Below are 23432 nucleotides of genomic sequence, written 5' to 3' on the forward strand. Positions count from 1 at the left end.
GAGATGTCACACAGCCAGATAGCCTCCGTCCACGGGGACGACCGCCCCGGTGACGTACGACGCGGCCGGCGAGCACAGGAACGCCACCACCGAGGCGACCTCGTCCGGCCTGCCCAGCCGCCCGCCGGGGATGCGGGCCAGCACCTGGGCCAGGGCCGGCGGGTCGTCCAGCACGCCGCGGGCCAGCGGGGTGACCACGAATCCGGGGGCGACGGCGTTGACCCTGATGCCGTCGGCGGCGTACTCGGCCGCCAGCGACTTGGTGAGCTGGGAGACGCCGCCCTTGCTGGCGCTGTAGGCGGGCCGGTCCCTGCTGCCGGAGAAGGCGAACATGGAGGAGACGTTCACGATCGCGCCGCCGTGCTCGGCCAGCGCCGGGCGGGCGGCCTGGCAGGCGACCATGGTGGCGGTCAGGTTGACCTCGATGACGCGCTGCCAGCGGGCCAGGTCGTACTCCTGCCGGTCGTGGCTGACGCCCGCGCAGTTGACCAGCACGTCGAGCGGGTCGCCGGCCGACAGCAGGCGGGCCAGGCCGCCCCGGTCGAGCACGTCGTGCTCCACCACCCGGACCAGCGGGTGCGCGGGCAGCTCGGCCGGGTCGGCGGGCGGCAGGCCGAGCGCGGTCACGGCGGCGCCCAGCTCGGCGAGGAGCACGGCGGTCGCCGCGCCGATGCCGGAGGTGCCGCCGGTCACGAACGCGTGCCGCCCGGCGAACAGCCCGGGGGCGAGTGCGCCGGTCACGGGAGCCGCCCCCCGTCCTGAGTGGGTCGTACCAGCACCTTGACCTGGTCCTCGCCGCGCAGCAGCGCCTCGAACCCGTCGCGGACCACGTGCTCCAGCGGGATGGTCGCGGTGACGATCGCGGCCAGGTCCACGCCCTCCTCGGCGACCATGCGGATCAGCTCGGGGTAGGCGTCGCGGTAGCCGACGCTGGTCACGATCGTCTGCTCGTTGTTGACCAGGGCGAAGGCGTCGAGGGAGACCGTGCCGGTCAGCCCGAGGAACACCACCCGGCCGCCGCGTCTGGTGGCGGCCAGGCAGGCGCGCAGCGTGCCCGCCGAGCCGACGGCCTCGAAGACGACGTCCGCGCCCTCCCCGCCGACCGCCGCGGCCAGCCCGTCGCCCGCCGCCGTCTCCGCGCCGAGGCGGCGGGCCAGCTCCAGGCGGGCGGGCGAACGGTCGGCGGCCACCACGCGGCCCGCGCCGGCCCGCGCCGCGAAGCGGGCCACGAGCAGCCCGATCGGGCCGAGCCCGAGGACCGCGACGGTGTCGCCGGCGCGGATCCCGGCCCGCCGCACCGCGTGCAGGGCGACGGCCGCGGGCTCGAACACGGCCGCCTGCTCCAGCGGCACCGACTCGGGCAGCCGGTGCAGCATGTACGCCGGCACCGTCGCCCGTTCGGCGAGCCCGCCGTGCCCCATCAGCCCGGCGAACCCGAAATGGCGGCAGATGTTGTACTCCCCCGCCAGGCAGCGCGGGCAGTTCCCGCACCGGTAGTGCGGCTCGACCGCGACCCGGTCGCCCACGGCCAGACCGGTCACGCCCGCGCCGAGGCCGGTGACCGTGCCGCAGAACTCGTGGCCGAGCACGATCGGCGCGCGCACGCCGGACTCCGGGTGCGGCTCGGCCACGGGGATCGCGTGCGGGCCGTCGGCGTACTCGTGCAGGTCGCTGCCGCAGATCCCGCAGTACGCCACCGCGATCGCCGCCTCACCGGGGCCGGGCTCGCGCACGGGGACGTCCTCGACCCGCACGTCCTTGGCCCCGTGCCAGACCGCGGCCCTCACGCGGCCGCCCTGCGCAGCACGGCGGGGGCCGTCTCCTTCAGGGCGAAGGCGAGCCCCACCACGACCAGCGCGCCGCCGGCGGCGATGAACATCGCGGCCTGCAATCCCCACTGGTCGGACGCCCACCCGGCGACCATCGGGCCCAGGAAGCCGCCCGCCAGCTCGCCCACGCCCATGATCACGCCGAGCGCGGTGGCCAGCGCGCCGCGCGGCACGGTCTCGGCCGGGATGGTGGCCATGAAGAGCGTGAAGCAGCCGAGCCCGGTGTAGGTGACGATCATGATCGCGCCGAGCAGCACGGGGCTCTCGACGTAGACGACGGCCAGCGGGCAGAACACCGCGAGCGCGGTGAAGCCGATCAGCGCGGGCTTGCGTCCCAGCCGGTCGGAGATGGCCGGGGTGGCGAAGCCCCAGAGCACCCAGGCCACGCCCAGGCACGTCATGACGCCGCTCATCGTGCCCGGCCCGAAGCCCTTCACCTGCGTCAGGTACGTCGGCGTGAAGGTGATGATGGTGACGAACCAGGTCAGGTAGCAGCAGGCGATGAGCATGCACACGACGATGTTGCGCAGCTTCAGCACCTCGCCCAGCGGCACCCGCGGCTCCTTGGCGGGCGCCTCGGCCGCCGTCCGCGGCGACCGCTCGCGGACGAACTTCGCGATCAGCAGGGCCATCACCAGGCCCGGCACGATCGTGACGTAGAAGGCGACCCGCCAGTCGTAGGTCTCGGCGATCCACACCACGACCAGCGGCGCGAGGATACCGCCGAGCAGCCCGGCCGACGAGCCCTGCAGCAGGCCCATGTTGAAGCCCCTGCGGCGCTCCCGGCTGGCCTCGACCATGAGCGACTGCGCCATCGGCAGCACGGCGCCCTCGGCCGTGCCCATCAGCGCGCGGGCGGCCAGCAGCCCGGCGAACCCGCCCATCAGCCCGGAGGAGGCCGAGAACAGCGAGAACAGCACCACGGCCACGACCAGGATGGGCTTGCGCCGGCCGAGCGCGTCGGACAGGCGGCCGGCGAACATCCCGGCCAGCGCCCAGGTGAGCGCGAGCACGCCGGACAGCGTGCCCAGTTCGGCGTTGGACAGGCCGAAGTCCTGGTCCATGTACGGCGCCAGGAACGACAGCGCCTGCCGGTCGAAGAAGACGAAGCCGAAGGACAGGAAGAGGATGACGAGAAGGCGGTTCTCGTACCGGTCGGCGGCCCTGGTGTCCGGCGCGGCCGCGAGGTCGGTCATGACGCACTCGTTTCGGGGGATGCGGCGGGGCGGCGGTCAGCGGAACAGGGAGTTGACGTAGTCGGCGCCGATGCCGACCTTCTCGTAGTGCTCGCGGCACATCTTGATGTAGTCGTGCACGTCGAAGAAGCCGTCGGGGTCGCCGTTCTCGTCCAGCCAGACCAGCGGGCCCTTGACGATGAAGAACGTCTTCATCGGCTCGCCGCTGTCGTAGGCGACCAGCGTGTGGCCCTCGCCCGGGGCCTCGTAGACGAAGTCGCCGGCGGTGGCCGTCCAGGGGCGTTCCAGGTAGCCCCACTTGCCGGAGATCGTGTACGCGAACACCTCGTGCGGGTGGTAGTGCCGGTTGACCAGCCCGGCCTCCTTGGCCCGCAGGATGTCGGCCCAGCTGTTGTCCTTGACGTTGATCCACAGCGGCCGGGAGCCGACGGTCTCGGTGAACGGCACGTAGTACCGGTCGTCGTCGGTGGCCACCTTGGACAGGTACACCTCGGGCAGCGCGTCCGGCCGGAAGGAGTTCTCGATCGGCCGCAGGTCCTTCCAGAACTCGCCGGTGGGGTTGTCGGGCATCTGAACGGCCCCTTTCGTGTCGTGTTCCCGGCAGTGAATCCCGGCCGGGCCGACACCGTCTTTCCCCAGGTGGACGTGGCGGCTTGCAGATTCAGGACATGCGGCCGCGCCCGCGTCAGGCGCCGAGGTCGCGCACCACGTTGTCCAGCCGCACGGCGAGGTCGTCGAGGGCCTGCCCGTCCGTCGCGGCGCCGTCGGGGAGCTGGGACATGACGTCCTCGCGGCTGGCGATCACCAGCCCCCGGTGGGCGTCGTCGATCTCCGCGGCCCGCAGCACGACGCAGTCGCCCCGGACGAACACGAGCGTCGCGTCGGCGTGCTCCGACTCCAGCAGCCTGCGGACACAGTCACGGTCGATGAGAGACATCTCGGCTCCTCTTCCCCTCAGCGGGCGTGTACCCCCACAGGCAGGACGAAACCCCAGGTGGCCGTCCCGGCGTCGCGCTAGCCGAAGGTGGGCGGGCCGCCGTCGTCGCGGGCGCGCCGCCGTGCGAACACCACCAGGTACGCGGCGGCGGCCACCGCCAGGACCGCCGGCGGCAGCGCCAACGGCAGCCGTCCGGCCAGCACCGCGAGCACCGCCAGCACGACCCCGGCGAGCAGCAGCAGCGCGGCGGCCAGCAGGCGCACGCCGAGCGCGTTCGACGGCGGCGGCTTGCGCGGCCAGTGCCCCTCGCCGCCGCCGTGCACGCCGGGCACGCCGGTGTCGCTCACCACGCCTGTGCGGCTGATCTCGTCCGGGGGCGGCGGCTCGCGCAGCACCGGAGCGAAGAACTCGTCCTCTGGATCGTCGTCTCGCCGGTTCATGAGGGTGACCCCTACCCAGGATTCCGGCCGCTCCCACGAGTGAACGGCGGGGCACCGGGAAGGGCTGTTGCTGGCGGTAGCGAGCCGCTCACCTGCGTGAACGAGGACTGAGGACATGACGACGACGCCGCATCCAGCATCGGGGGACGAGCAGCGCGAGCACACCCTGCGCGATGCCGTGAGGACGGACATCGAAAACGTCGAGGAGCCCGCCCGGCTGCTCCGCGTGAGCGCGATGGCCCGCAGCCTGCTGGAGGAGGCCAAGGGGGTGCACCTGGAGGAGCGTGCCAGGGAGCGCATGCACCGCATCTACGAGCAGGCCATCCGGGAGGTCGCCGGGGCGGTCGCGCCCGAGCTGCGCGACGAGCTGGAGCGCCTGCGGCCCACCCCGAACGGCGAGACGCCGACCGAGATGGAGATCCGGGTCATGCAGGGGCAGCTCGTGGGCTGGCTGGAAGGCGTCTTCCAGGGCATCCAGGCCGGGCTCCAGCTCCAGCAGGCCGCCGCCCGCCAGCAGCAGCTCGGCCTGCACGCCGGCCGCGCCGCCCTCCCCCTCCCCGACGGCGTCCGCGCCCAGGGCGACGGCAACTACATGTAGACGCCGGAGCCGGGGGCGGTCAGCGGGCGGGGCTCCACTCGGGCCGCCAGCCGGGGCGCAGGCGGTAGCCGTAGGCCAGGTGGCGCAGCGTCTGGCAGGGGGAGCCGGCGGCCTCGCCGCACAGCGGGCAGACGGCGTCCCGGGCGTCCCCGGTGTCCCCGGCCGACAGCGGCGGGGTGTGCTCGTTCAGCAACGCCAGTTCGGCGCCGCAGCGGGCGATCGCGTCGGCCGGGTCGTGCAGGGCGATGTGGATCGCCTCGACCGGGTGGAGCAGGTCGTCGTCGTGGAAGCCGACGCGGGTGACCGTCCGTCCGCCGCCGAACTCCAGCCGTCGCGCGCCGCCCGCGCCCTGGCGTACCGGGGCGCCGGCCGGGCCGGCGGCCGTGAGGTAGCGCCAGGGCCCGGCGCCCGCCGCCTCCGCGGTGGCCTTGTCGGCCTCGATCTGCGTGCGCAGCCACTGGACCAGCGTGGCGCCGCCGGTCTCGGGGACGCCCTCGGCGCCGTCCAGCTCGCGCAGGAACGGGGTGACCGCCGCGTTCAGCTCGGCCACGAACGCCTCCAGCGACGCCTGGGCGTCGTCCAGGTTGGGCAGGCCCTCGGCGCGCGGCCGGGTGGGCGTCGGCAGCCGGTCGCCGGACAGGGGGATGCGCAGCTCCAGCGTGCTCAGGGCGGTCGGCGTGCCCTCCGCGCCGGCCGCGTACGGCTGCTCGCCCTGGCGCCGCCAGCTCGACCAGCCGTCCGGCAGCGGGACGGGCGGCGGCGTGGCGAGCTCGACCACGGCCAGCGGAGCGCGGCCGTCCTCGGCCCGGTGGCAGGCCGCGTCCAGGACCCGGGGGTGGGTGCGCACGTACGGGGAGTCGGCGACCGGCCTGGTGGCGACCTCCCAGGCGGCCAGCGCGAAGTGCAGGGGGTCCAGCGTGACGCCGCTCGCTCCCGGCTCCCCGCCCGTGGCCGCGAACGCGTGCCGCCACCTGCGCAGCTGTTCGCCGTAGTGCTCCTGCGTCCCGCCGTGCCCGGCGTCGATCCAGAACGCCTGCGTCGCGGTGCGAACCGTGCTCTTCATCGCAAAACTCCCCTTTAATCCCCTATCGTCCCCTCTGCCCGGTATCGCGGGCGACCAACGCCTCCGGACGGCCCCCGTTAGCGCTGTGACCTGCGGGGTAGGCCACCGCCAGCGGGAAGTGCGAGCGAGGGGGATTGTGGTCATGCGCACGACTGCTTTTCGGGGCATCAGCTCCTTCAACGGGGAATCGCGGCAACCGGCTCCGCGGCGCATCCAGATCGTGCACACCGAGTCGCGAGGACGGTCGCACCCGGTCGTCGCGGCCGTGCTGGGCGCCTGCGCCGGGGCCGCGGTGACGTACCTGCTGGATCCGGACCGGGGCCGGTCGCGCCGCGCCCGCGTGCGGGACAAGGGCTCGCACGCCACCCACGAGGTGCGCGACGGCCTGGGCGTGCTCGGCCGCGACCTGTCCAACAGGGGCCGCGGGTCGGCCGCGGCGGCCAGGTACCGCCTGACCGGCGGCACCGCCGACGACCGCGTCCTGCACGAACGCGTACGCGCCGAGCTGGGCCGCCACATCAGCCACCCGCACGCCGTCGAGGTCGACGTGCGCGAGCGCGTCGTGACGCTCTCCGGCGACGTGCTCGCGGGCGAGGACGAGCGCGCCCGCCAGAAGGTGCGCCGCATCCCGGGCGTCAAGCGGGTGGAGACCAACTGGCACGTGCACAGGGACGGCACCGACGCGCCCCGGCTGCAGGGCCAGGGCCGCCGCCGCAAGGCGGTGCCGGAGCTGCTGCAGCAGCGCTGGTCGCCCTCGGCCAGGCTGGTCGCGGGCGGGGCGGCGGCCTCGATCTGGGCGGTCACCGGCAAGCTGCCGAGGCCGCTGTCCTGGCTGACCCGCTGCGCCGCGTCGGCGCTGGCCGTGCGGGCCGCGACGAACCTGCCGCTGCGCCGCCTGACCGGCGTCAACGCCGGTCGCGAGGCGATCGACGTCAACGCGGCCGTCTCGATCGCGGCGCCGGTGGCGGCCGTGTGGCCGCTGGTGAGCGACTACTCGCTGTTCCCGCGCTTCATGCCGGACGTCGAGGAGGTCCGGCTGTCGGCCGACGAACTGCGCTCCCACTGGGTGATCAGGGGCCCGGCCGGGACGCGCATCCGCTTCACGGCCACCGAGACCAAGCGCGAGGAGGGCGCGGAGATCGCCTGGAAGTCCGGCGACGGCGAGCTCATCGCCCACACCGGCGTGCTGCGCGTGGACGCCCAGGCCGACGGCCGGACCCGCGTCCAGGTGCACCTGTGCTACAACCCCATCGCGGGGGCGGCCGGGCACGCCATCGCCGGGCTGCTCGGCGCGCATCCCGCGCGCAAGCTGCGGCAGGATCTGGTGCGGCTGAAGGAGCACGTCGAGAACCAGGTGCAGCCGGCCGCGCCGTCCCTGCTCTGACCGCTCTCCGCCCCCCTCCGAACCGCCGGACGGCCACGCGCGACGCGGGTTCGCGCGTGGCCCGTACGCTGGCGTGATATCGCTCCCGATATCACCGGACGGCTGATATCGGTCTTGGACGCCGCCTTTCGTGCTGTGCTGTCATGTCCGGGCTTGCCCTGTTTCCGCCCGGAGGTGCTCTCGTATGCCCCATCGCCTGTCGAACGTCGCCCGGCTCACGGTCGCGGCGATGTCGGCCGGGTTGCTGACGGCCGCGATCGCGCTGCCCGCCGTCGGCGGCACCGGCACGCTGGTCGTCTCCGCCACCGAGCAGCTGAACCTCAAGCCGGTGGCGCTGGCCGAGCCGCCACTCGCGCAGACCTCCACCGTGTACGACGCCCGCGGCAACGTGATCGCCCGCTTCTACGACCAGAACCGCGAGATCGTCCGCCTGGACCAGATCTCCGAGGTGATGCGGACGGCGGTCGTCGCCATCGAGGACGACCGGTTCTACCAGCACGGCGCGATCGACATGGAGGGCACGCTGCGCGCCCTGGTCAAGAACCTCAGCTCCGACCGGCTCAGCCAGGGCGGTTCCAGCATCACCCAGCAGTACGTCAAGCAGGTGCTGCTCAACGCGGCCGACACCGAGCAGGACAAGAACAAGGCCCTGGAGGCCAGCTACGCTCGCAAGCTCAAGGAGCTGCGCTACGCGATGGGCGTCGAGCAGAAGTACGGCAAGGACGAGATCCTGCGCCGCTACCTCAACATCGCCTACTTCGGCGCGGGCGCCAACGGCGTGCAGGCCGCGGCCAGGCGGTTCTTCGGCGTCCCGGCGTCCCGGCTGGACCTGGCCCAGGCCGCCACGCTGGCGGGCGCCGTGCAGGACCCGAACGCCACCGACCCGAGCCGCGGCAGGAAGGCCCGCGCGCTGCTGCTGGCCCGGCGGAACGTGGTGCTCGACCGGATGGCCGAGCTGGGCCGGATCACGCCGGAGCAGGCGGCCGCGGCCAAGGCGAAGAAGCTGGGGTTCAAGGACGTCCGGCTGCCCAACGGCTGCGGCGACAGCGCCTACCCGTACTTCTGCGAGTACGTCCGGCACGAGCTGCTGGCCGACCCGGCCTTCGGCAGCACGCGGCGGGCCAGGGAACACGCCTTCGCGCAGGGCGGCCTGAAGATCTACACCACGCTCGACCCGAAGGCCCAGGCCGCCGCCGACCGGGCGATCAGGAAGCACGTCGACGCCACCGACCACGCCCTGGCCGCCGAGGCGCTGGTCGAGCCCGGCACCGGCGCGATCAGGGCCATGGCCGCCAGCCGCGGCTACGGCTCCTCGGCCGGGAAGAAGCAGATCTCCTTCAACGCGGTGGCCGACGCGCGGCACGGCGGGCTGATCGGCTTCCAGGCGGGCTCGACGTTCAAGACGTTCACCCTGGTCGAGGCGCTCAAGCAGGGCATGAAGGTGGACGACGGCATCACCGTGGGCAACGGCTACACCGCGCCCTCCACCGCCGCCTTCAAGAACTGCGCCGGCGCCGGCGTCGGCGACCCGTCCTGGACGGTCACCAACGACGAGGGCTCCCCCGGCTTCAAGACGCTGCGGACCGGCACGTGGGGCTCGGTGAACACCTTCTTCATGGCGCTGGAGCAGCGGGTGGGCCTGTGCCGGACGGTGGAGACGGCCAAGTCGCTCGGGATCGCCCGCGCCGACGGCCGCAAGCTCCAGGAGTACGAGACGTTCACGCTCGGCATCAACGAGACCGACCCGGTGACGGTGGCCACCGCGTACGCCGCCCTCGCCGCCCGGGGCAGGTACTGCGCGCCGATGGCCATCACCAGGATCACCGATGCCGCCACCGGCCGGCCGACCTCGTACCGGCCCTCGTGCCGGCAGGCGCTCGACCCGGGCGTCGCCGACGCGACCGCGCACATCCTGTCGGGCGTGTTCACCAAGGGCACGATGAGCCGCGTCGGCGGCATCGGCCGCCCGGCGGCGGGCAAGACCGGCACCACCGACGGGTACGCCTCGGCGTGGTTCGCCGGGTTCACCCCGGACCTGGCGGGCGCGGTCAGCATCGGCGACCCGCGCGGCTCGCAGCGGTACAAGCTGGTGAACACCACGATCGGCGGCCGGTACTTCGCCATCGTGGCCGGGGCCTCGCTGCCGGGGCCCATCTGGAACGACACGATGAGGGCGGCGCTGAAGGGCGTGCCCGCCACCCGGTTCACCCCGATCGACACCGGGCGCTTCGGCGGCTGCGGGGACGCCTGCGCGCCGGCCCGTCCCGACGCGGGCGAGCCGGACCTCGGCCAGACGGACCCCGGCGAGACCGGCCCCGGCGAGACCGGCCCCGGCGACCAGGGCGCGGGCGGAACGCCCTGAGCGGCGCGCCGGCCGGTCCATAACCCCGACGGGTGACTCAAGAGCTATACGACAGGCGGCGCGGCGCGCCCGTACCCTCGATGAGTCCGCACATCTCCGCCTCACGAGGGACGGTTCCGCCATGCCCAAGGCACGGACGTTCGGCCGGACACATCTGGCGCTCTGCCTCGCGCTCGCCGCCGGGGTCGCCGCCATCGGCGTGAGCGCGGTGGCCGACGCCACCGCCGCGCGCCCGGGCGACCCGCGGCCCGTGGTCATCCGCGACACGAGCGGCGTCGCGGTCGGGCGGCTCAGCATCCTGCGCGAGGGGTTCGGGACGGCGCGCGTCTCGGTCTCGGTCAAGGGCCTGACGCCCGGCTTCCACGGCTTCCACATCCACACGACGGGTCTGTGCGACCCGAAGGCCGTCGATCCCGCTACCGGCCAGGTCTCTCCCTTCTTCACCGCCGGAGGCCACCTCGACCTGGCCGGCGGCGCCGTCCACCCCGGGCACTCGGGCGACCTGCCGCCGCTGCTGGTCGGCAAGGACGGGTCGGGCTCCGCGTCGGTCGTCACCGACCGGTTCGGGCTGCGCGAGCTGACCGACGCCGACGGCAGCGCGGTCATCGTGCACGCGCTCCCCGACAACCTGGCCAACATCCCCGCCCGCTACGCCCCGGACGGCCCCGACGAGGCCACCCACAGGACCGGCGACGCGGGCGGCCGCACCGCCTGCGGCGTGATCAGGTGACGCGACGCGCATGAGGCCGCCGTGGCTGGGCAGCGACGCGACGCGTGTGCGGCCCGCCGCGGCCGGGCGGTGACGCGACGCGTGTGAGGCCCGCCGTGGGCGGGCGGTGACGCGACGCGTGTGAGGCCCGCCGTGGGCGGGTGGCGGTGTGCGGCTAGTCTCGTGCCGTAACGCCGCCGACCTGGGGAGTGCCCGTCATGATCTTCATCACCGCGAAGTTCCGCGTCCTGCCGGAGCACGCCGACCGCTGGCCGGAGATCTCGGCCGAGTTCACCGAGGCCACCCGCGCCGAGCCGGGCTGCCTGTGGTTCGACTGGTCGCGCAGCCTCGACGACCCGGCCGAGTACGTCCTCGTCGAGGCCTTCCGCGACGACGACGCCGGGGCGGCGCACGTGACGTCCGCGCACTTCAAGCAGGCCCAGCAGGTGCTGCCCGGCTACCTGGCCGAGACGCCGCGCATCGTCAACGCCAACGTCCCGCAGGACGACTGGTCGCCCCTCGGCGAGATGGCCGTCCCCGAGCGCGGCTGACCGCTCAGGGCCGCAGCACCAGCGCCGGGTCCAGCGCCAGGGTGGCGACCGCGAGCGCGAGGAACCCGATCGCCAGGTAGAACTGCGGCGATCGGTCGGCCACGCGCAGGTGGGTGTAGAGGGCGCACACGAAGTAGAGGACGAGCCCGGCCGCGGCGGCCGTCCCGGCCAGCGGCACGCCGAGCAGGCCGAGCGTCAGCCCCGCCGCGCCGGCCGCCTTCAGCGTGCCGATCGGCCAGACCAGCCACGACCGCGGCACCCCGCACCGGTCGAGCGCGGGGCCGAGCGACCGCATGACCGGTGCGAGCCGGGTCATGGCGGCGAATCCGGAGAAGGCGTTGCAGGCGATCGTCACCAGCGCGATGACGACGTAGGCGGTGGAGTGCGGCACGGGAAACCTCCGGTCGGCGTCGGCTGGTCAACCCTGCTCTCGGCGGGCGGCCGGGTGGTCCTGGCGAGGCTCTCGGCGGGCGGCCGGGTGGTCCTGGCGGGCGAAGGCCGGGGCGTGGGCGGCGGCCCAGTCGCCGAAGGTGCGGGGCGGGCGGCCGAGCACCGCGGCCGCGTCCCCGGTGACCGGGTGCTGGGGGCGCGTGGCGTACCGGGCGTAGCGGGCCAGCAGAGCACGGACGAACGGCTCCGGCAGGCCGCCCGCGACCAGGTGCCGTGCGGCGGCCTCCGGCGGGATCTCCTCCAGGCGCAGCGACCGGCCGATCGCCTCGCCGAGCACGGCCACCATCGCGGCGTGGGTCAGCGACTCGGGCCCGGTCAGTTCGAGCCGGCGTCCGGCGTGGCCGCCGAGCAGCGTCCTGGCGGCGATCTCGACCAGGTCCCGCTCGTCGATCGGCACCTCCTGGAAGGAGGCGTGCACGTACCGGACGACGTCCCCGGTCCGGATCTGGGGGGGCCCACGCCTGGAGGGCGTTCCCGGCGAAGGAGGCGGCGCGCAGGCTGGTCCACTCCAGGCCGCTGTCCACGGCGGCGGCCTCGGCCTCCTTGTTGCGGTCGCCGCGGAAACGGGAGGGCTGCTCGTCGAGGGGCTCGTCGACGTTCATCGCGGACAGGGCCACCACCCGCCGCGCCCCGCGCTCGGCGGCACGGGCGAGCAGGCCGGGCGCCCCGTCGCCGATGGCGCGCGGGTGCAGGAAGACGGCGGTGACGCCGTCCAGGTGGCCGGCGAGGGTGTCGGGGCGGGCCGGGTCGCCCTCGACGGCCTCGGCCCCGGCGGGCAGGCGCACCCCGGCCGCCGATCGGGTGACGGCGCGCACCTTGACCCCTCGGGCGGTGAGCAGTTCGACCAGCGGGCGACCGAACGTCCCGGTGGCGCCGGTGACGAGAATCATGTCGTTCATGCCCGTTGAGAGGAACCCGGGACGGGAAGTGTGACATCGGCTTGAGCCGGCGGAAGTCCGCCCGCTCCGGCCACCGAGCACCAGGACCCGCCGACAAGGGGTGCTTTATCCGGATCGGAGCGCTGGGCGGCTACTCTGCGGCCCATGCACACCCAGTCACTCGCACCCGCTCCGGCCCTCGGCCCCAGGCTCATCAGAGCCGAGATCCTCGTCGTGTTGTCGGTCTCGCTCGGCGCCAGCGCGGTGTTGTCGCTGGTCCGGCTGATCGGCTCGCTGACGGCGCCCAAGGAGCTGAAGGGGCAGCAGGCCGTGCTGGTCGGCTCGCTGGCCCCCGGGCGGCCGTGGCTGGACCTGACGTTGCAGCTCGTGGACATCGCGATCTCGGTGGCGCCGGTCGCGCTGGTGGCGTACCTGCTGGTCCGGTCGGGCGAGTCGTTGCGGACGATCGGGGTGGACCTGCGGGAGCCGGGCCGCGACACGTTGCGCGGCGCGCTGCTCGCCGCCGCGATCGGCGGCACGGGGCTGGCCTTCTACCTGGTGGTCTACGCGCTGGGCGTCAACCTGACGGTGGTGCCGGGGCAGTTGCCCGAGGTGTGGTGGCGGGTGCCGGTGCTGCTGCTGGCCGCCGCGCAGAACGGCGTGCTGGAGGAGGTGCTGGTCAGCGGCTACCTGCTGCACCGGCTGAACCAGGCGGGCTGGGGGCCGTGGCGGGCGGTGGTCGTGTCGTCGGTGTTGCGTGGGTCGTACCACCTGTATCAGGGGTTCGGGGGGTTCGTCGGGAACGTGGTCATGGGGCTGGTGTTCGGGCGGCTGTACCAGCGGTGGGGGCGCGCGATGCCGCTGGTGATCGCGCACACGCTGATCGACGTGGTGGCCTTCGTCGGGTACGCCGCCCTGCACGGCCGGGTGAGCTGGCTGCCCTGACGCAAACCGCTTGCGCGCTTCTCTGCAAGAAATCGACAAACATTTGCAGCTCGATCGCAGAACTCCGGAACTTCTTCGCAGAAGGCTTGTGCCGCGGGGGCGTGGGGTCCTACTGTCACCTCACCCCCCGAGAGAATCGAGCTTCGGATGTCAGGCACGAGCACATCCCGGAGGGTCGTGGCGGTGCTCGCCGCGGCTCTCGCTCTCCCCCTCGCCTCGCTCGCCGTCCCCGCGCAGGCCGCCACCGAGACCGCCACCGAGACCGCCACTAAGGCCGGTACGGCGCCGCGGCCCGTGGTCACCAGGGCAGCCCTCGACCCCGCCCTGGTCGCCGGCCGGGGCGCGCGCGTCGGCTTCGCCGAGCAGGAGGCCGAGAACGCCCCGACGGACGGCACGGTCATCGGCCCCGACCGCACCGCCTACACGCTGCCCGCCGAGGCGTCCGGGCGGCGGGCGGTCCGGCTGACGCCCGGCCGGCACGTCGAGTTCACCCTGCCGGCCGCGGCCAACGCGATCACGGTGCGCTACAGCATCCCCGACGCGCCCGCGGGCGGCGGCATCACCGCGCCGCTCGACGTCGCAGTCAACGGCCGCCACCGGGCCACCATGACGCTGACCTCGCAGTACTCCTGGCTCTACAACCAGTACCCCTTCACCGACGACCCCGGGGCCGACCTGCTGCACCCCGACTGGTGGATCACCGAGTGCTCCTGCGTGCCCAGCGCCACCACCCCGGCCCCGGCGATCGTCAAGCCGTTCCGGCCCAGCCACTTCTACGACGAGCAGCGCCTGCTGCTCGGGCGCACCTACCGGGCGGGTGACCGGATCCGGCTGACGGCGGGCGCCGGGGCCGCCTGGACGGTCATCGACCTGCTCGACTCCGAGCTCGTCGCCCCGCCGCGGATCGAGCCGGTCGCGGCCGATGTGCTGGCCTTCGGCGCCGACCCGTCCGGGCGCCGCGAGTCGTCGGCCGCCTTCGACCGGGCCGTCGCCTTCGCCAGGCGCGCCCACCTGAAGGTGTACGTCCCGCCCGGCACGTACCAGGTCAACCGGCACATCGTCGTGGACGACGTGACGATCACCGGCGCCGGAAGCTGGTACACGATCATCAAGGGCCGCGAGGTCACCCTGGACGCCCCGGCGCCCGACGGGTCCGTCCACACCGGCGTCGGCTTCTACGGCAAGGACGCCGCGGCCGGCGGCAGCCGCAACGTGCACCTGTCCGGGTTCGCCATCGAGGGCGACGTCCGCCGCCGCATCGACACCGACCAGGTCAACGGCGTCGGCGGCGCGATGAGCGACTCCACGATCGAGGGCCTCTACATCCACCACACCAAGGTCGGCCTCTGGTTCGACGGCCCGATGAGCGGCACCCGCGTCACCGGCAACGTGATCGCCGACCAGATCGCCGACGGGCTCAACCTGCACACCGGCGTCACCGGCACGGTCGTGTCGGACAACTTCGTCCGCAACTCCGGCGACGACGGCCTGGCGATGTGGTCGGAGCGCACGGCGGACGCGCGCAACACGTTCGACCACAACACGGTCCAGACGCCGGTGCTGGCCAACGGCATCGCGATCTACGGCGGCACGGACAACACGGTCTCGGCCAACCTGATCGCCGACCCCGTCCGCGAGGGCAGCGCCCTGCAGGTCGGCTCCCGCTTCGGCGCCGAGCCGTTCACCGGCCGCCTGGACATCACCGGCAACACCACCGTGCGGGCCGGCACGTACGAGCTGAACTGGAAGATCGGCCTCGGCGCCATCTGGTTCTACGCCCTGGAGCGGAACATCGACGCCGACATCCGGGTGACCGGCGACCACTACCTGGACAACACCTACAACGCCGTCATGCTGGTCGCCGACTGGCCCGTCAAGGACCTCTACTCCATCACCGGCCTGCGCTTCAAGGACGTCCGGGTGGACGGCACGGGCACCTCGGTGCTCAGCGCCCGCGCCGCCGGCTCGGCCGCCTTCGAGAACGTGCACGCCCGCAACGTGGGCGCGGTCCCCGTCAACAACTGCGGCACCTTCCACTTCACCCCGTCCGGCTCGGAGTTCGTGCTGACGGACGGCGGCGGCAACGACGGCTGGCTCGCCCCCTGGCTCCTGCCCAACACCCTCACCTGCGACGACCGCCCTCCGGTTGTCCCCCCACCGGCCCCCGCCCCCTGGTGAGCCCGGCCGCGTTAGGCGCCGGGGTGCGGGGCAGGGGGACGGCATGACCGACACCTACGACCGGGTCGCCGTCGTCACGGGCGCCGACTCCGGCATCGGCAGGGCCACCGCCGTGCTGCTGGCCGAGCACGGGTTCGACGTGGGGATCACCTACCACGAGGACGAGGACGGCGCCCGGGAGACCGCCGCGCTGGTACGGGAGGCGGGCAAGGCGGCGGCCGTGCGCCGCCACGACCTGACCGACCCGGTACGCGCCGCGCACGTCGTCGACGAGCTGGCCGGGGATCTGGGCGGGCTCGGCGTGCTGGTCAACAACGCCGGCACCGGGTCGTCGGAGCCGCTGCTCGACATGGACTACGAGCGCTGGCGTTCGGTGTTGTCAGTGGACCTGGACGGGCCGTTCCTGTGCGCGCAGCGGGCGGCCCGGCGGATGGTCGCCGAGGGGCGCGGCGGCCGGATCGTGAACGTCACCAGCGTGCACGAGGAGTACCCGAGGGTGGGGGCGGGGCCGTACTGCGCGGCCAAGGGCGGGTTGAAGCTGCTCAGCCGGGTGCTGGCGCTGGAGCTGGCCGCGCACGGCATCACGGTCAACACGGTCGCGCCCGGCGAGATCGCCACCCCGATGACCGGGCAGGAGGACCGGCCGCCGCGGGCCGGGAGCCGTCCGGGCTACCCGATCCCGCGGCCGGGCGACGCCCGGGAGGTCGCCGCGGTCATCGCCTTCCTGGCCTCGCCGGCCGCCTCGTACATGACGGGCTCGTCGGTGTTCGTGGACGGCGGCCTGGTCACGATGGGACCGCAGGCGGCGGGGGCGCTCCAGTCCGGAGACTGGCGTTGACCCCGCACCCCCGCCCGCCCGCTACCCACGCGGCGCCCCCCGCCCTCAGGCGAATGACACCGCGGTCCTTCAGCCGGCCCGCCGTCCTTCAGGCGGGCCGCCGTCCTTGAGACGGGCCGCGGTTCTTCAGACGGGCTGCCGTTCTTCAGGCGGTGGCCGGATGGCCGACCGCGAGGGCCGCGGCCACCTGCGGCGCGACCCGCTCCGCCCAGCGGCCCAGCAGCTCCTCCAGCACGGGCAGCTGCGACTCCAGCACCGCGAGCCCCGGCGTCGGCACGGTCGCGCCCAGCTCCACCAGCAGCGGCCGCAGGTGCACCTCGACCGCCAGCGCGTGTTTCGGATCGCCCATGACCAGCAGCGGCAACGCCGCCACCCCGGCCAGCGCCTCCGGCCGCAACCGGTCGAGGAACGCCTTCAGCAGCCCGGTGTACGTGCCCTTGTAGGTGGGGCTGGCCACCACCAGCACCCGAGCCTCGGCGACCAGCTCCAGCGCCACCTCGACGCCGGGCGCGGGCCCGGGCGCGAGCAGGTGCGGCCCCAGCGCGGACAGGTCGATCACGTCCTGCACGCCCGGCAGGCCGAGCCGCAGCGCGACGGCCTCGGCGGCCGCCACGGCCACGGTCCGCGTCCTGGAGCCCTCGCGGGGGTTGCCGACCAGCGCGACGACGCTCATCCGGCCACCGCCGCCGCCAGCCCGGCCGCGTACTGGGAGACGGGCCGGGTCAGGCCGTAGTTGTCGCGGAGGGTACGGCCCTCGTACTCGTACCGGAACAGGCCCCTGACCTGCAATTCCGGCACGACGTGGTCCACGAAGTCGGACAGGCCCGACGGCAGCAGCGGCGGCATGATGTTGAAGCCGTCGGCGGCCCCGGTGAAGAACCACTCCTGGAGCTGGTCGGCGATCTGCTCGGGCGTCCCGGCGACCACGCGGTGGCCGCGGCCGCCGGCCAGCCGGTTGAGCAGTTGCCTGACCGTCAGGCGCTCCCGCCTGGCCAGGTCGATGACGAGCTTGCGCCGGCTCTGGGCGCCCTCGGTCTCGACGGCCACGTCCGGCAGCGGCCGGTCGAGGTCGTCCTCGGTCAGCTCGATGCCGGTCAGGTGGGAGAGCTGGGCCAGGCCGTAGGCGGGGATGATCAGGTCTTCGAGCTCCTTCTCCAGGTGCAGCGCCTCCCGTTCGGTCGAGCCGATGATCGGCGAGACGCCGGGCAGGACGAGCACGTCGCCGGGCTGCCTGCCGTGGGCGGCCACCCGCCGCTTGAGGTCGCTGTAGAACTCCTGGCCCTCCTCCAGGGTCTGCTGGGCGGTGAAGACGGCCTCGGCGTGCCGGGCGGCGAACTCCTTGCCGTCCTCCGACGACCCGGCCTGCACCAGCAGCGGGCGGCCCTGCGGGGAGCGGGAGGTGTTCAACGGCCCCCGGACGGCGAAGTGGCGGCCGATGTGCTCGACGGGATGGATCTTGCCGGTGTCGGCGTAGCGGCCGCCGGTGCGGTCGCCCAGGATGGCGTCGTCCTCCCAGCTGTCCCAGAGCTTGCCGACGACCTCCAGGAACTCGTCCGCCCTGGCGTAGCGGGCGGCGTGCGTGGGGCGTTCGACGCCGAAGTTGAGCGCCTCGGCCTCGCTGGCGGAGGTGACGATGTTCCAGCCGGCCCGGCCGCCGCTGATGTGGTCGAGGGAGGCGAACTTGCGCGCCACGTGGAAGGGCTCGTTGTAGGTCGTGGAGACGGTCGCGATCAGGCCGATGTGGTCGGTCACCGAGGCGAGCGCGGCCAGCAGCGTGAGCGGCTCCAGCCCGCCGAGCGCGTTGTGCCGGACGTCGCCCTGCAGCGCCACGCCGTCGGCGAGGAAGAGCGAGTCGAGCTTGCCGCGCTCGGCGATCCTGGCCAGCTCCTGGTAGTGGCGGACGTCGGTCAGGCGGCTCGGCTCGGTGCGGGGGTGCCGCCAGGCGGCCTCGTGATGGCCGACGCCCATGAGGAAGGCGTTCAGGTGGAGCTTTCTCGTCACGTGGTCCTCCAGGTGGAGAAGCGGCGCTCGACGCCGATCAGAAGCAGGTTGAACAGCAGGCCGACCACGGAGATCGTGATGATGCCGGCGTACATGTCGGGGATGCGGAAGCTGGACTGGGCGTCGAGGATGAGGTAGCCGAGCCCGGCCTTGGCGCCGACCATCTCGGCGAACAGCAGGACGAGGATCGAGTACGCGCCCGCCAGGCGCACCCCCGTGAAGATGGTGGGCACGGCGGCCGGCAGGATCACCTTCTGGAACAGCCGCACCGGGCCGAGGCCCATCGACCGGGCCGACTTGATCAGCAGGGGTTCGACGGTCTTCACGCCGCTGACGGTGTTGAGCAGGATGGGCCAGGAGCAGGCGTACAGGACGAACGCCACCTTCGTCGTCTCGCCGATGCCGAGGATGAGCGTGAAGACCGGCAGCAGCGCGACCGCCGAGGTGTTGCGGAACACCTCCAGCAGCGGGGTGAGGAAGTCGGCGACGGGCTTGTACCAGCCGATCAGCAGCCCGAGCGGGATGGCCAGCACGATCGCCAGCCCGAACCCGGACAGCGAGCGCGCCAGCGACGCCTCCAGGTGCTCCGGGAGCCGGCCCGTGAGCAGCAGGTCAGCGCCGGCGGCCAGGCTCTCCGACAGCGGGGGCACGAACACGGGGTCCACCACGCCGAGGCGGGGCAGCGCCTCCCAGGCGGCCAGCAGCAGCAGGATCGCGGCCGAGTTCCGCCCCGCCCGCCGCGCCAGCCCGCCCGCCCGCCGCCACGTCGCCGCGGGGGACGCCGCCTTCCGGCTCGTTCCGGTCGGCGCCGCCTTCCGGTCCTCCCCCTCGGTGGGCCGGACAGCGGTGGGCCGGACAGCGGTGGGCCGGACAGCGGTGGGCCGGACAGCGGTGGGCCGGACAGCGGTGGGCTCGTCCCGCGTGGCGGGGTCGGGGTCGTCGTCGGGGAGGTCGTACCAGTGGACGTCGCCCTCGGGGCGCGTCCGTTCGTCGGCGCGCGCGTCAGTCATGCCGGATCGCCGCCTTCCGCTCCTGCACCTGCGCCGCCGCGACCTCGTCGCGCAGCAGCCCCCACACGTGGTGCCGGTACTCGCCGAAACGCGGGTCGGCCCGCAGGTCGCCCTCGCGCGAGTCGAACTCCACCTCGATGATCTCCTTGATCCGGCCGGGCCTGGAGGTCATCACGGCGACGCGTTGCCCCAGGTAGACGGCCTCGTCGATGCCGTGCGTGATGAACACGACGGTCTTGCGGGTGTGCTGCCAGATGCGCAGCAGCTCCTCCTGGAGCGACTCGCGGGTCTGCGCGTCGAGCGCGGCGAACGGCTCGTCCATCAGCAGGACGTCGGGGTCGAAGGCCAGGCTGCGGGCGATGGCGACGCGCTGGCGCATGCCGCCCGACAGTTCGTGCGGGTAGCGGTCCTCGAAGCCGGACAGTCCGACCAGTTCCAGGTGCCGCCGCGCCCGTTCCGTACGCTCGGCCCTGGGCACGCCCTTGGCCTCCAGCCCGAAGGCCACGTTGGCCAGCGCGGTCCGCCACGGGAACAGCGCGTACTGCTGGAAGACGATCCCCCGGTCGAGGCCGGGCCCGGTGACGGGCGCGCCGTTGACCACGATCTGGCCCGACGTCGGCTCGGTGAGGCCCGCGACCAGGTCGAGGAGGGTGGACTTGCCGCAGCCGCTCGGCCCGACGAGCGTCAGGAACTCCCCTTCGCGGACGTCGAGGTCGATCCCGGACAGGGCGGTGAACGGCTCGCCCGCGTCCCTGACCGTGAACTCCTTGGAGACGTTCCGGATGCCGATCTTCGTCTGGACGCCGGTCTCGCTGATCGTGGCGGTCATGAGCCGCTCCCGTTCGCGTAGGGGTTGAACTCGTTGGTGTAGAGGTCGGTGACCTTGACCTGGCCGGGACGGATCTCGCCCTCGCGCTGGAGCCAGTCGATCCACCGCTGGAACTCGCGGCTGTCGATGACGCCGCCCTTGCCCGCGATGCCGGTGCTCTTCCAGAACTTCACGACGTCGGTGGTCTCGTTGCGCCCGCGCTTGGCGATGATCTGCTCGAACTTGGCGACGACCTCCTCGCGCGGGTGGGTCTGCGCCCAGGCGATGGCCTTGGCGAAGCCGGCCACGAAGGTCTTGACGGTGCCGGGGTTCTTGGCGATGAAGTCCTCGCGCAGCACGACGGACCCGGCCGTGAACGGCCCGAACAGCTCGACGTCGGTGAACAGCGGACGCAGCCCGCCGCGTTCGAGCGCCTTGTCCTTGAGCACGCCGCCGAGCGTGCCGACGTCGAGCTGCCCCTGCCGCAGCGCCTGCTCGGTGTTGACCGGCGGGATGACCACGAGCTGGACCTGCTCGATCTCGGCCGGCGTCAGCCCCTGACGCTTCAGGTACTCCTTGATCACGGCCTCGTGGTGGGCGCCGAGGGTGTTGACGCCGATCTTCTTGCCGATGAGGTCGCGGGCGGTCTTGATGGGGCTGTCGTCCTTGACGTAGTAGCCGCTGAACGACTTCTCGTCCGAGCCGTAGTAGCCGATCACCGCCTTGATCGGGGCCTTGGCCGCCTTGAGCTTGATGACGGCGCCGTTGAAGGCGCCGCCGAAGTCGGTCTGGCCGGTGGCCGCGGACTGGATGTCCTGCGGCCCGGAGGTGGTGTTGCCCACCCACTTGAGCTTGACGTCGCCGAGGTAGCCGAGCTCCGCGGCCAGTTCGGGGAAGGTGACGGCGCCCACGCTGCCCTGGTAGCGAAGCTCCTTCACCTCCGATTCGCCGGGTTTCGCCGAGCCCTCGGCCGCGCCGCAGCCGACGGTCACGGTCGCGAGCAGCACGGCGAGGAGTGCACGTCTGATGTTGATCACGATGAGTTCCTCTGGGGAGAACTGCGCAGGGGGGAGGGAGGTCTGCCGGAGGTGCGTGATCAGCGACACTGCGCGCTGGCGACGTGGCCGTAGTCCACGTGCGGGCGCCGGGTCAGGTAGAGGCCGGGGCTCATGCGTACGAAGCTACGGAACCCGGAACGCTAAGTCAACATTTCCTACTGGCTTTACATGAATAGCTGGCCCCGCCCCTTCCCCGCCCTCCCGCGTCAGGCGAAGCGTTCGATGGTCACGGGGATCAGGCCCTGGCCGCGGATCGCCTGCCGGTGGTGGTGCAGCAGGGCGCCGATGGCGGCCAGCGGGCCGGCGCTCAGGCGTACGGTGACGTCCAGGCACCAGGCGATGCCGGGGCCGATGCGCCGCAGCTCCCAGGTGAAGGTGTGCCCGGCGGCGGTCGCCGTGGCGGTGCCGGCGATCCTGGCCCGCGGGTTCTCGCGCGGCGGCTCCAGGCGCAGGACCGTGCGCACGTTCGCCAGGCCGCGCTCGCCGAGCTCGCCCGCGAACAGGATGCGGTAGCGCCGGGTCTGCGCCGAAGGGGAGCCGCCCAGGTCGAGCGGGGCCGCGGCGGGCAGCGCCTGGCGGTACTGGAAGAAGGCCCGCAGCTCGGCCTCCTCCGGCAGCGCGCCGCCGCCGAGCATCGAGTAGGTCTCGCGGGCGTCGCGCCGGGTCACGGGCAGCACCCGGTCGCGCAGCGCGGGGTCGGCGCGGATGGCCCGGCTGGATCCGGGCGACTCGCGCCACTCGCCGCACTCGGCCGTCCATTCCGCGCAGTCGATGCCCGCGGCCGTGTAGTCGTCGCAGAGCACGAACTCCTCGACCAGGATGCCCAGGGGAAGTGTTCCGCGGCCACGGTCGGCGGCGTAGATCAGGTAGTAGTCCAGGGGTACGTCGGCGTCCATTGGCGACATGATCGTGGTGCGGGCCCCCGCGGGCAAGGCGACATTCTGATGTTCGCGCAGGTCCTGCCCTCAGATGGGGGTCTAACCGGTCACGGGCTTGCCCGTGGCGCTGCCGGCGAGCCATTCCGTCCACGACTTGGCCCACGGGGTCGGGCCGTTGCCGAACCGGAGCTTGCGTGAGGTGCCCTTGACCTCGATGACGTCGCCGCGCTGGGTGAAGTCGTAGAACCAGCGGGCGTCGGCGGGGCCGGCGTTGACGCAGCCGTGGCTGACGTTGGAGTTGCCCTGCGCGCCGGTCGACCAGGGCGCGGCGTGGAAGAAGGTGCCGCTGTAGGTCATCCGGACGTTCCACTTGGTCTTGATCCGGTACTCGCCCGGCTCCCCGATGGTGGCCGAGTCCATGACGGTCTCCGCGGCCTTCTCCTGGGCGATCATGATGCCGGAGTAGCTGTCGTCGCCGGGTTTGCCCAGGCTGACGGGGATCGTCCGGACGACCTTGCCGTCCGCGGTGACGACGGCCCGGTGGCGGTCGGCGTCCACCTTGGTGACGTGCCGGGGGCCGACGGTGAAGGACAGGCTGCGGTCCCTGGTCCCCCACAGGTCCTCGCCCGCGCGCAGCCCGGCCAGGTGGGCGACGACCTTGACCTTCTCCCCCACCGGCCAGTACTCGCGCGGCCGGAACTGCACCTCGCGGTCGCTCACCCAGCTCCACGCGCCCTCGACCGGCTCGGACATCTCCACGACCAGCGAGCGCTCGATCGCCGCGCGGGCCTGCCTGGAGGTGACCGGGTGGGACAGCAGGAGCTGGACCGGCATCCCGACGCCGACCTTCTCGCCGTCCAGCGGCGACATGCCGCTCTGCAGGGCCTTCCTGGGCTTGAGCGTGGTGAAGGACGACCGCCCGGTGACGGCCTTGCCGTCGGTGCCGGTGGCCTGCGCGCTCACCGTGTACGACGTCGCCGGCCGCAGCGGCCACCGTGGCCGCCAGGTGCCGTCGGCCGCCGTCGAGCCGGTCACCTGGCGTCCCTTGGCGTCGGCGACGGTCACCTTGGTGACCTTGCCGCCGGTGACCCGCACGCTGATCCCGGTGTCGGGGGCGACCTTCTCGGCGCCGTCCGCCGGGGTGATCGCCAGCTTGGCCACCGGGCCCTCGGCCTGCCGCGGGCCGTCCGCCGGCTGGGCGCCGCCGCCGCCGGAGGCGCATCCGGCGAGCAGGAGCCCCGCGAGGGCGAGCGTCGTACTGGTCCGGCCGTTCCGCATCCTCGATGCCTCCCGTGCCTGACAAGGCGTCAGCTTCTTCA

General features: G+C 73.3%; 24 protein-coding genes and 1 pseudogene. 8 read left to right on the forward strand and 17 right to left on the reverse strand.

What is annotated here, in order from left to right:
• Nucleotides 1–6 precede the first annotated feature (6 nt).
• The 6 genes from ACFYYW_RS13950 to ACFYYW_RS13975 all read right to left on the reverse strand — a co-directional run bounded on the left by ACFYYW_RS13950 (nucleotide 7) and on the right by ACFYYW_RS13975 (nucleotide 4402).
• Nucleotides 7–741: an SDR family NAD(P)-dependent oxidoreductase gene (locus ACFYYW_RS13950; protein WP_387648409.1), complete on the reverse strand. Its 735-nt coding sequence runs from the start codon at nucleotides 739–741 to the stop codon at nucleotides 7–9.
• The gene (locus tag ACFYYW_RS13955) at nucleotides 738–1787 is read right to left on the reverse strand and encodes a 2,3-butanediol dehydrogenase (protein ID WP_387648412.1); all 1050 of its coding nucleotides are present in this window, start codon (nucleotides 1785–1787) and stop codon (nucleotides 738–740) included. The genes ACFYYW_RS13950 and ACFYYW_RS13955 overlap by 4 nt, the downstream gene beginning before the upstream one ends.
• The gene (locus ACFYYW_RS13960) at nucleotides 1784–3025 is read right to left on the reverse strand and encodes an MFS transporter (RefSeq protein ID WP_352352675.1); all 1242 of its coding nucleotides are present in this window, start codon (nucleotides 3023–3025) and stop codon (nucleotides 1784–1786) included. The genes ACFYYW_RS13955 and ACFYYW_RS13960 overlap by 4 nt, the downstream gene beginning before the upstream one ends.
• Nucleotides 3026–3061: 36 nt before the next feature.
• Complete coding sequence (locus ACFYYW_RS13965; protein WP_352324601.1) at nucleotides 3062–3595, reverse strand: 2,4'-dihydroxyacetophenone dioxygenase family protein; 534 nt, start codon at nucleotides 3593–3595, stop codon at nucleotides 3062–3064.
• Nucleotides 3596–3710: 115 nt separating this feature from the next.
• The gene (locus tag ACFYYW_RS13970; protein WP_352324600.1) at nucleotides 3711–3962 is read right to left on the reverse strand and encodes a hypothetical protein; all 252 of its coding nucleotides are present in this window, start codon (nucleotides 3960–3962) and stop codon (nucleotides 3711–3713) included.
• A gap of 77 nt (nucleotides 3963–4039) precedes the next feature.
• On the reverse strand, nucleotides 4040–4402 hold the full coding sequence (locus tag ACFYYW_RS13975) for a hypothetical protein (RefSeq protein ID WP_387648416.1): 363 nt from the start codon (nucleotides 4400–4402) through the stop codon (nucleotides 4040–4042).
• Nucleotides 4403–4517: 115 nt separating this feature from the next.
• On the opposite strand from ACFYYW_RS13975, the gene ACFYYW_RS13980 reads away from it, so the two are divergent.
• Nucleotides 4518–5000 (forward strand): proteasome activator, encoded by a 483-nt coding sequence (locus ACFYYW_RS13980; RefSeq protein WP_387648419.1) that lies wholly within the window; start codon nucleotides 4518–4520, stop codon nucleotides 4998–5000.
• Nucleotides 5001–5019: 19 nt separating this feature from the next.
• On the opposite strand, the gene ACFYYW_RS13985 is transcribed toward ACFYYW_RS13980, so the two are convergent.
• Nucleotides 5020–6063, reverse strand: a complete 1044-nt coding sequence (locus tag ACFYYW_RS13985) for a DUF6221 family protein (RefSeq protein ID WP_387648422.1) — start codon at nucleotides 6061–6063, stop codon at nucleotides 5020–5022.
• A gap of 142 nt (nucleotides 6064–6205) precedes the next feature.
• Between ACFYYW_RS13985 and ACFYYW_RS13990 the strand changes: the two genes are divergently transcribed.
• The 4 genes from ACFYYW_RS13990 to ACFYYW_RS14005 all read left to right on the forward strand — a co-directional run bounded on the left by ACFYYW_RS13990 (nucleotide 6206) and on the right by ACFYYW_RS14005 (nucleotide 11069).
• Nucleotides 6206–7447, forward strand: coding sequence for an SRPBCC family protein (locus ACFYYW_RS13990; protein ID WP_387648425.1), 1242 nt, complete (start codon nucleotides 6206–6208; stop codon nucleotides 7445–7447).
• Nucleotides 7448–7631: 184 nt separating this feature from the next.
• Nucleotides 7632–9809, forward strand: a complete 2178-nt coding sequence (locus tag ACFYYW_RS13995; RefSeq protein WP_387648428.1) for a transglycosylase domain-containing protein — start codon at nucleotides 7632–7634, stop codon at nucleotides 9807–9809.
• A 121-nt stretch (nucleotides 9810–9930) separates the two neighbouring features.
• Nucleotides 9931–10539 (forward strand): superoxide dismutase family protein, encoded by a 609-nt coding sequence (locus ACFYYW_RS14000; RefSeq protein ID WP_387648431.1) that lies wholly within the window; start codon nucleotides 9931–9933, stop codon nucleotides 10537–10539.
• 197 nt (nucleotides 10540–10736) lie between these two features.
• A complete protein-coding gene (locus tag ACFYYW_RS14005) occupies nucleotides 10737–11069 on the forward strand; it encodes a putative quinol monooxygenase (RefSeq protein ID WP_352324591.1) in 333 nt (110 codons plus the stop codon).
• Between the two features lie 4 nt (nucleotides 11070–11073).
• On the opposite strand, the gene ACFYYW_RS14010 is transcribed toward ACFYYW_RS14005, so the two are convergent.
• The 3 genes and pseudogenes from ACFYYW_RS14010 to ACFYYW_RS14020 form a co-directional block, all read right to left on the reverse strand.
• On the reverse strand, nucleotides 11074–11460 hold the full coding sequence (locus ACFYYW_RS14010) for a DoxX family protein (RefSeq protein ID WP_387648435.1): 387 nt from the start codon (nucleotides 11458–11460) through the stop codon (nucleotides 11074–11076).
• A gap of 27 nt (nucleotides 11461–11487) precedes the next feature.
• A complete protein-coding gene (locus tag ACFYYW_RS14015) occupies nucleotides 11488–11937 on the reverse strand; it encodes a hypothetical protein (protein ID WP_387648438.1) in 450 nt (149 codons plus the stop codon).
• Between the two features lie 82 nt (nucleotides 11938–12019).
• Nucleotides 12020–12418 (reverse strand): annotated as a pseudogene (locus tag ACFYYW_RS14020) (SDR family oxidoreductase); the annotation flags it as partial.
• 144 nt (nucleotides 12419–12562) lie between these two features.
• Between ACFYYW_RS14020 and ACFYYW_RS14025 the strand changes: the two are divergent.
• The 3 genes from ACFYYW_RS14025 to ACFYYW_RS14035 all read left to right on the forward strand — a co-directional run bounded on the left by ACFYYW_RS14025 (nucleotide 12563) and on the right by ACFYYW_RS14035 (nucleotide 16358).
• Nucleotides 12563–13342, forward strand: coding sequence for a CPBP family intramembrane glutamic endopeptidase (locus ACFYYW_RS14025; RefSeq protein ID WP_352324588.1), 780 nt, complete (start codon nucleotides 12563–12565; stop codon nucleotides 13340–13342).
• Nucleotides 13343–13519: 177 nt separating this feature from the next.
• Entirely contained in the window at nucleotides 13520–15520 is a 2001-nt protein-coding gene (locus ACFYYW_RS14030; protein WP_387648440.1) for a glycosyl hydrolase family 28-related protein, read from the forward strand.
• Between the two features lie 43 nt (nucleotides 15521–15563).
• Nucleotides 15564–16358 carry an SDR family oxidoreductase gene (locus tag ACFYYW_RS14035; RefSeq protein WP_352324586.1) on the forward strand — a complete coding sequence of 265 codons (795 nt, stop codon included), beginning with the start codon at nucleotides 15564–15566 and terminating at the stop codon, nucleotides 16356–16358.
• Between the two features lie 145 nt (nucleotides 16359–16503).
• Here ACFYYW_RS14035 and ACFYYW_RS14040 read toward each other — a convergent pair whose 3' ends face one another.
• From ACFYYW_RS14040 to ACFYYW_RS14070, 7 genes are all read right to left on the reverse strand, one after another.
• Nucleotides 16504–17031 carry an NADPH-dependent FMN reductase gene (locus ACFYYW_RS14040; RefSeq protein ID WP_387648443.1) on the reverse strand — a complete coding sequence of 176 codons (528 nt, stop codon included), beginning with the start codon at nucleotides 17029–17031 and terminating at the stop codon, nucleotides 16504–16506.
• Entirely contained in the window at nucleotides 17028–18359 is a 1332-nt protein-coding gene (locus ACFYYW_RS14045; protein ID WP_387648446.1) for an LLM class flavin-dependent oxidoreductase, read from the reverse strand. Before ACFYYW_RS14045 ends, ACFYYW_RS14040 begins: the two co-directional genes overlap by 4 nt.
• The gene (locus ACFYYW_RS14050; protein ID WP_387648449.1) at nucleotides 18356–19369 is read right to left on the reverse strand and encodes an ABC transporter permease subunit; all 1014 of its coding nucleotides are present in this window, start codon (nucleotides 19367–19369) and stop codon (nucleotides 18356–18358) included. The genes ACFYYW_RS14045 and ACFYYW_RS14050 overlap by 4 nt, the downstream gene beginning before the upstream one ends.
• The gene (locus ACFYYW_RS14055) at nucleotides 19362–20198 is read right to left on the reverse strand and encodes an ABC transporter ATP-binding protein (RefSeq protein WP_352324581.1); all 837 of its coding nucleotides are present in this window, start codon (nucleotides 20196–20198) and stop codon (nucleotides 19362–19364) included. Before ACFYYW_RS14055 ends, ACFYYW_RS14050 begins: the two co-directional genes overlap by 8 nt.
• Nucleotides 20195–21214 carry an ABC transporter substrate-binding protein gene (locus ACFYYW_RS14060; RefSeq protein ID WP_387648453.1) on the reverse strand — a complete coding sequence of 340 codons (1020 nt, stop codon included), beginning with the start codon at nucleotides 21212–21214 and terminating at the stop codon, nucleotides 20195–20197. The genes ACFYYW_RS14055 and ACFYYW_RS14060 overlap by 4 nt, the downstream gene beginning before the upstream one ends.
• A 227-nt stretch (nucleotides 21215–21441) precedes the next feature.
• The gene (locus tag ACFYYW_RS14065; protein ID WP_387648455.1) at nucleotides 21442–22131 is read right to left on the reverse strand and encodes a hypothetical protein; all 690 of its coding nucleotides are present in this window, start codon (nucleotides 22129–22131) and stop codon (nucleotides 21442–21444) included.
• Nucleotides 22132–22212: 81 nt separating this feature from the next.
• Nucleotides 22213–23391 (reverse strand): Ig-like domain-containing protein, encoded by a 1179-nt coding sequence (locus ACFYYW_RS14070; RefSeq protein ID WP_387648457.1) that lies wholly within the window; start codon nucleotides 23389–23391, stop codon nucleotides 22213–22215.
• Nucleotides 23392–23432 lie beyond the last annotated feature (41 nt).

Source organism: Nonomuraea sp. NPDC001831 (assembly GCF_042892035.1).
Classification (GTDB): Bacteria; Actinomycetota; Actinomycetes; order Streptosporangiales; family Streptosporangiaceae; genus Nonomuraea.

Excerpts from the sequence above, each read along its gene's own strand:
- ACFYYW_RS14040 (WP_387648443.1), bottom strand. The coding sequence starts at position 17,031 with ATGAGCGTCGTCGCGCTGGTCGGCAACCCCCGCGAGGGCTCCAGGACG.
- ACFYYW_RS13975 (WP_387648416.1), bottom strand. The coding sequence starts at position 4,402 with ATGAACCGGCGAGACGACGATCCAGAGGACGAGTTCTTCGCTCCGGTG.
- ACFYYW_RS13980 (WP_387648419.1), top strand. The coding sequence starts at position 4,518 with ATGACGACGACGCCGCATCCAGCATCGGGGGACGAGCAGCGCGAGCAC.
- ACFYYW_RS14055 (WP_352324581.1), bottom strand. The coding sequence starts at position 20,198 with ATGACCGCCACGATCAGCGAGACCGGCGTCCAGACGAAGATCGGCATC.
- ACFYYW_RS13985 (WP_387648422.1), bottom strand. The coding sequence starts at position 6,063 with ATGAAGAGCACGGTTCGCACCGCGACGCAGGCGTTCTGGATCGACGCC.
- ACFYYW_RS14000 (WP_387648431.1), top strand. The coding sequence starts at position 9,931 with ATGCCCAAGGCACGGACGTTCGGCCGGACACATCTGGCGCTCTGCCTC.
- ACFYYW_RS14070 (WP_387648457.1), bottom strand. The coding sequence starts at position 23,391 with ATGCGGAACGGCCGGACCAGTACGACGCTCGCCCTCGCGGGGCTCCTG.
- ACFYYW_RS13970 (WP_352324600.1), bottom strand. The coding sequence starts at position 3,962 with ATGTCTCTCATCGACCGTGACTGTGTCCGCAGGCTGCTGGAGTCGGAG.
- ACFYYW_RS13995 (WP_387648428.1), top strand. The coding sequence starts at position 7,632 with ATGCCCCATCGCCTGTCGAACGTCGCCCGGCTCACGGTCGCGGCGATG.
- ACFYYW_RS14065 (WP_387648455.1), bottom strand. The coding sequence starts at position 22,131 with ATGGACGCCGACGTACCCCTGGACTACTACCTGATCTACGCCGCCGAC.
- ACFYYW_RS14035 (WP_352324586.1), top strand. The coding sequence starts at position 15,564 with ATGACCGACACCTACGACCGGGTCGCCGTCGTCACGGGCGCCGACTCC.
- ACFYYW_RS13990 (WP_387648425.1), top strand. The coding sequence starts at position 6,206 with ATGCGCACGACTGCTTTTCGGGGCATCAGCTCCTTCAACGGGGAATCG.
- ACFYYW_RS13965 (WP_352324601.1), bottom strand. The coding sequence starts at position 3,595 with ATGCCCGACAACCCCACCGGCGAGTTCTGGAAGGACCTGCGGCCGATC.
- ACFYYW_RS14025 (WP_352324588.1), top strand. The coding sequence starts at position 12,563 with ATGCACACCCAGTCACTCGCACCCGCTCCGGCCCTCGGCCCCAGGCTC.
- ACFYYW_RS14005 (WP_352324591.1), top strand. The coding sequence starts at position 10,737 with ATGATCTTCATCACCGCGAAGTTCCGCGTCCTGCCGGAGCACGCCGAC.
- ACFYYW_RS14050 (WP_387648449.1), bottom strand. The coding sequence starts at position 19,369 with ATGACTGACGCGCGCGCCGACGAACGGACGCGCCCCGAGGGCGACGTC.
- ACFYYW_RS13960 (WP_352352675.1), bottom strand. The coding sequence starts at position 3,025 with ATGACCGACCTCGCGGCCGCGCCGGACACCAGGGCCGCCGACCGGTAC.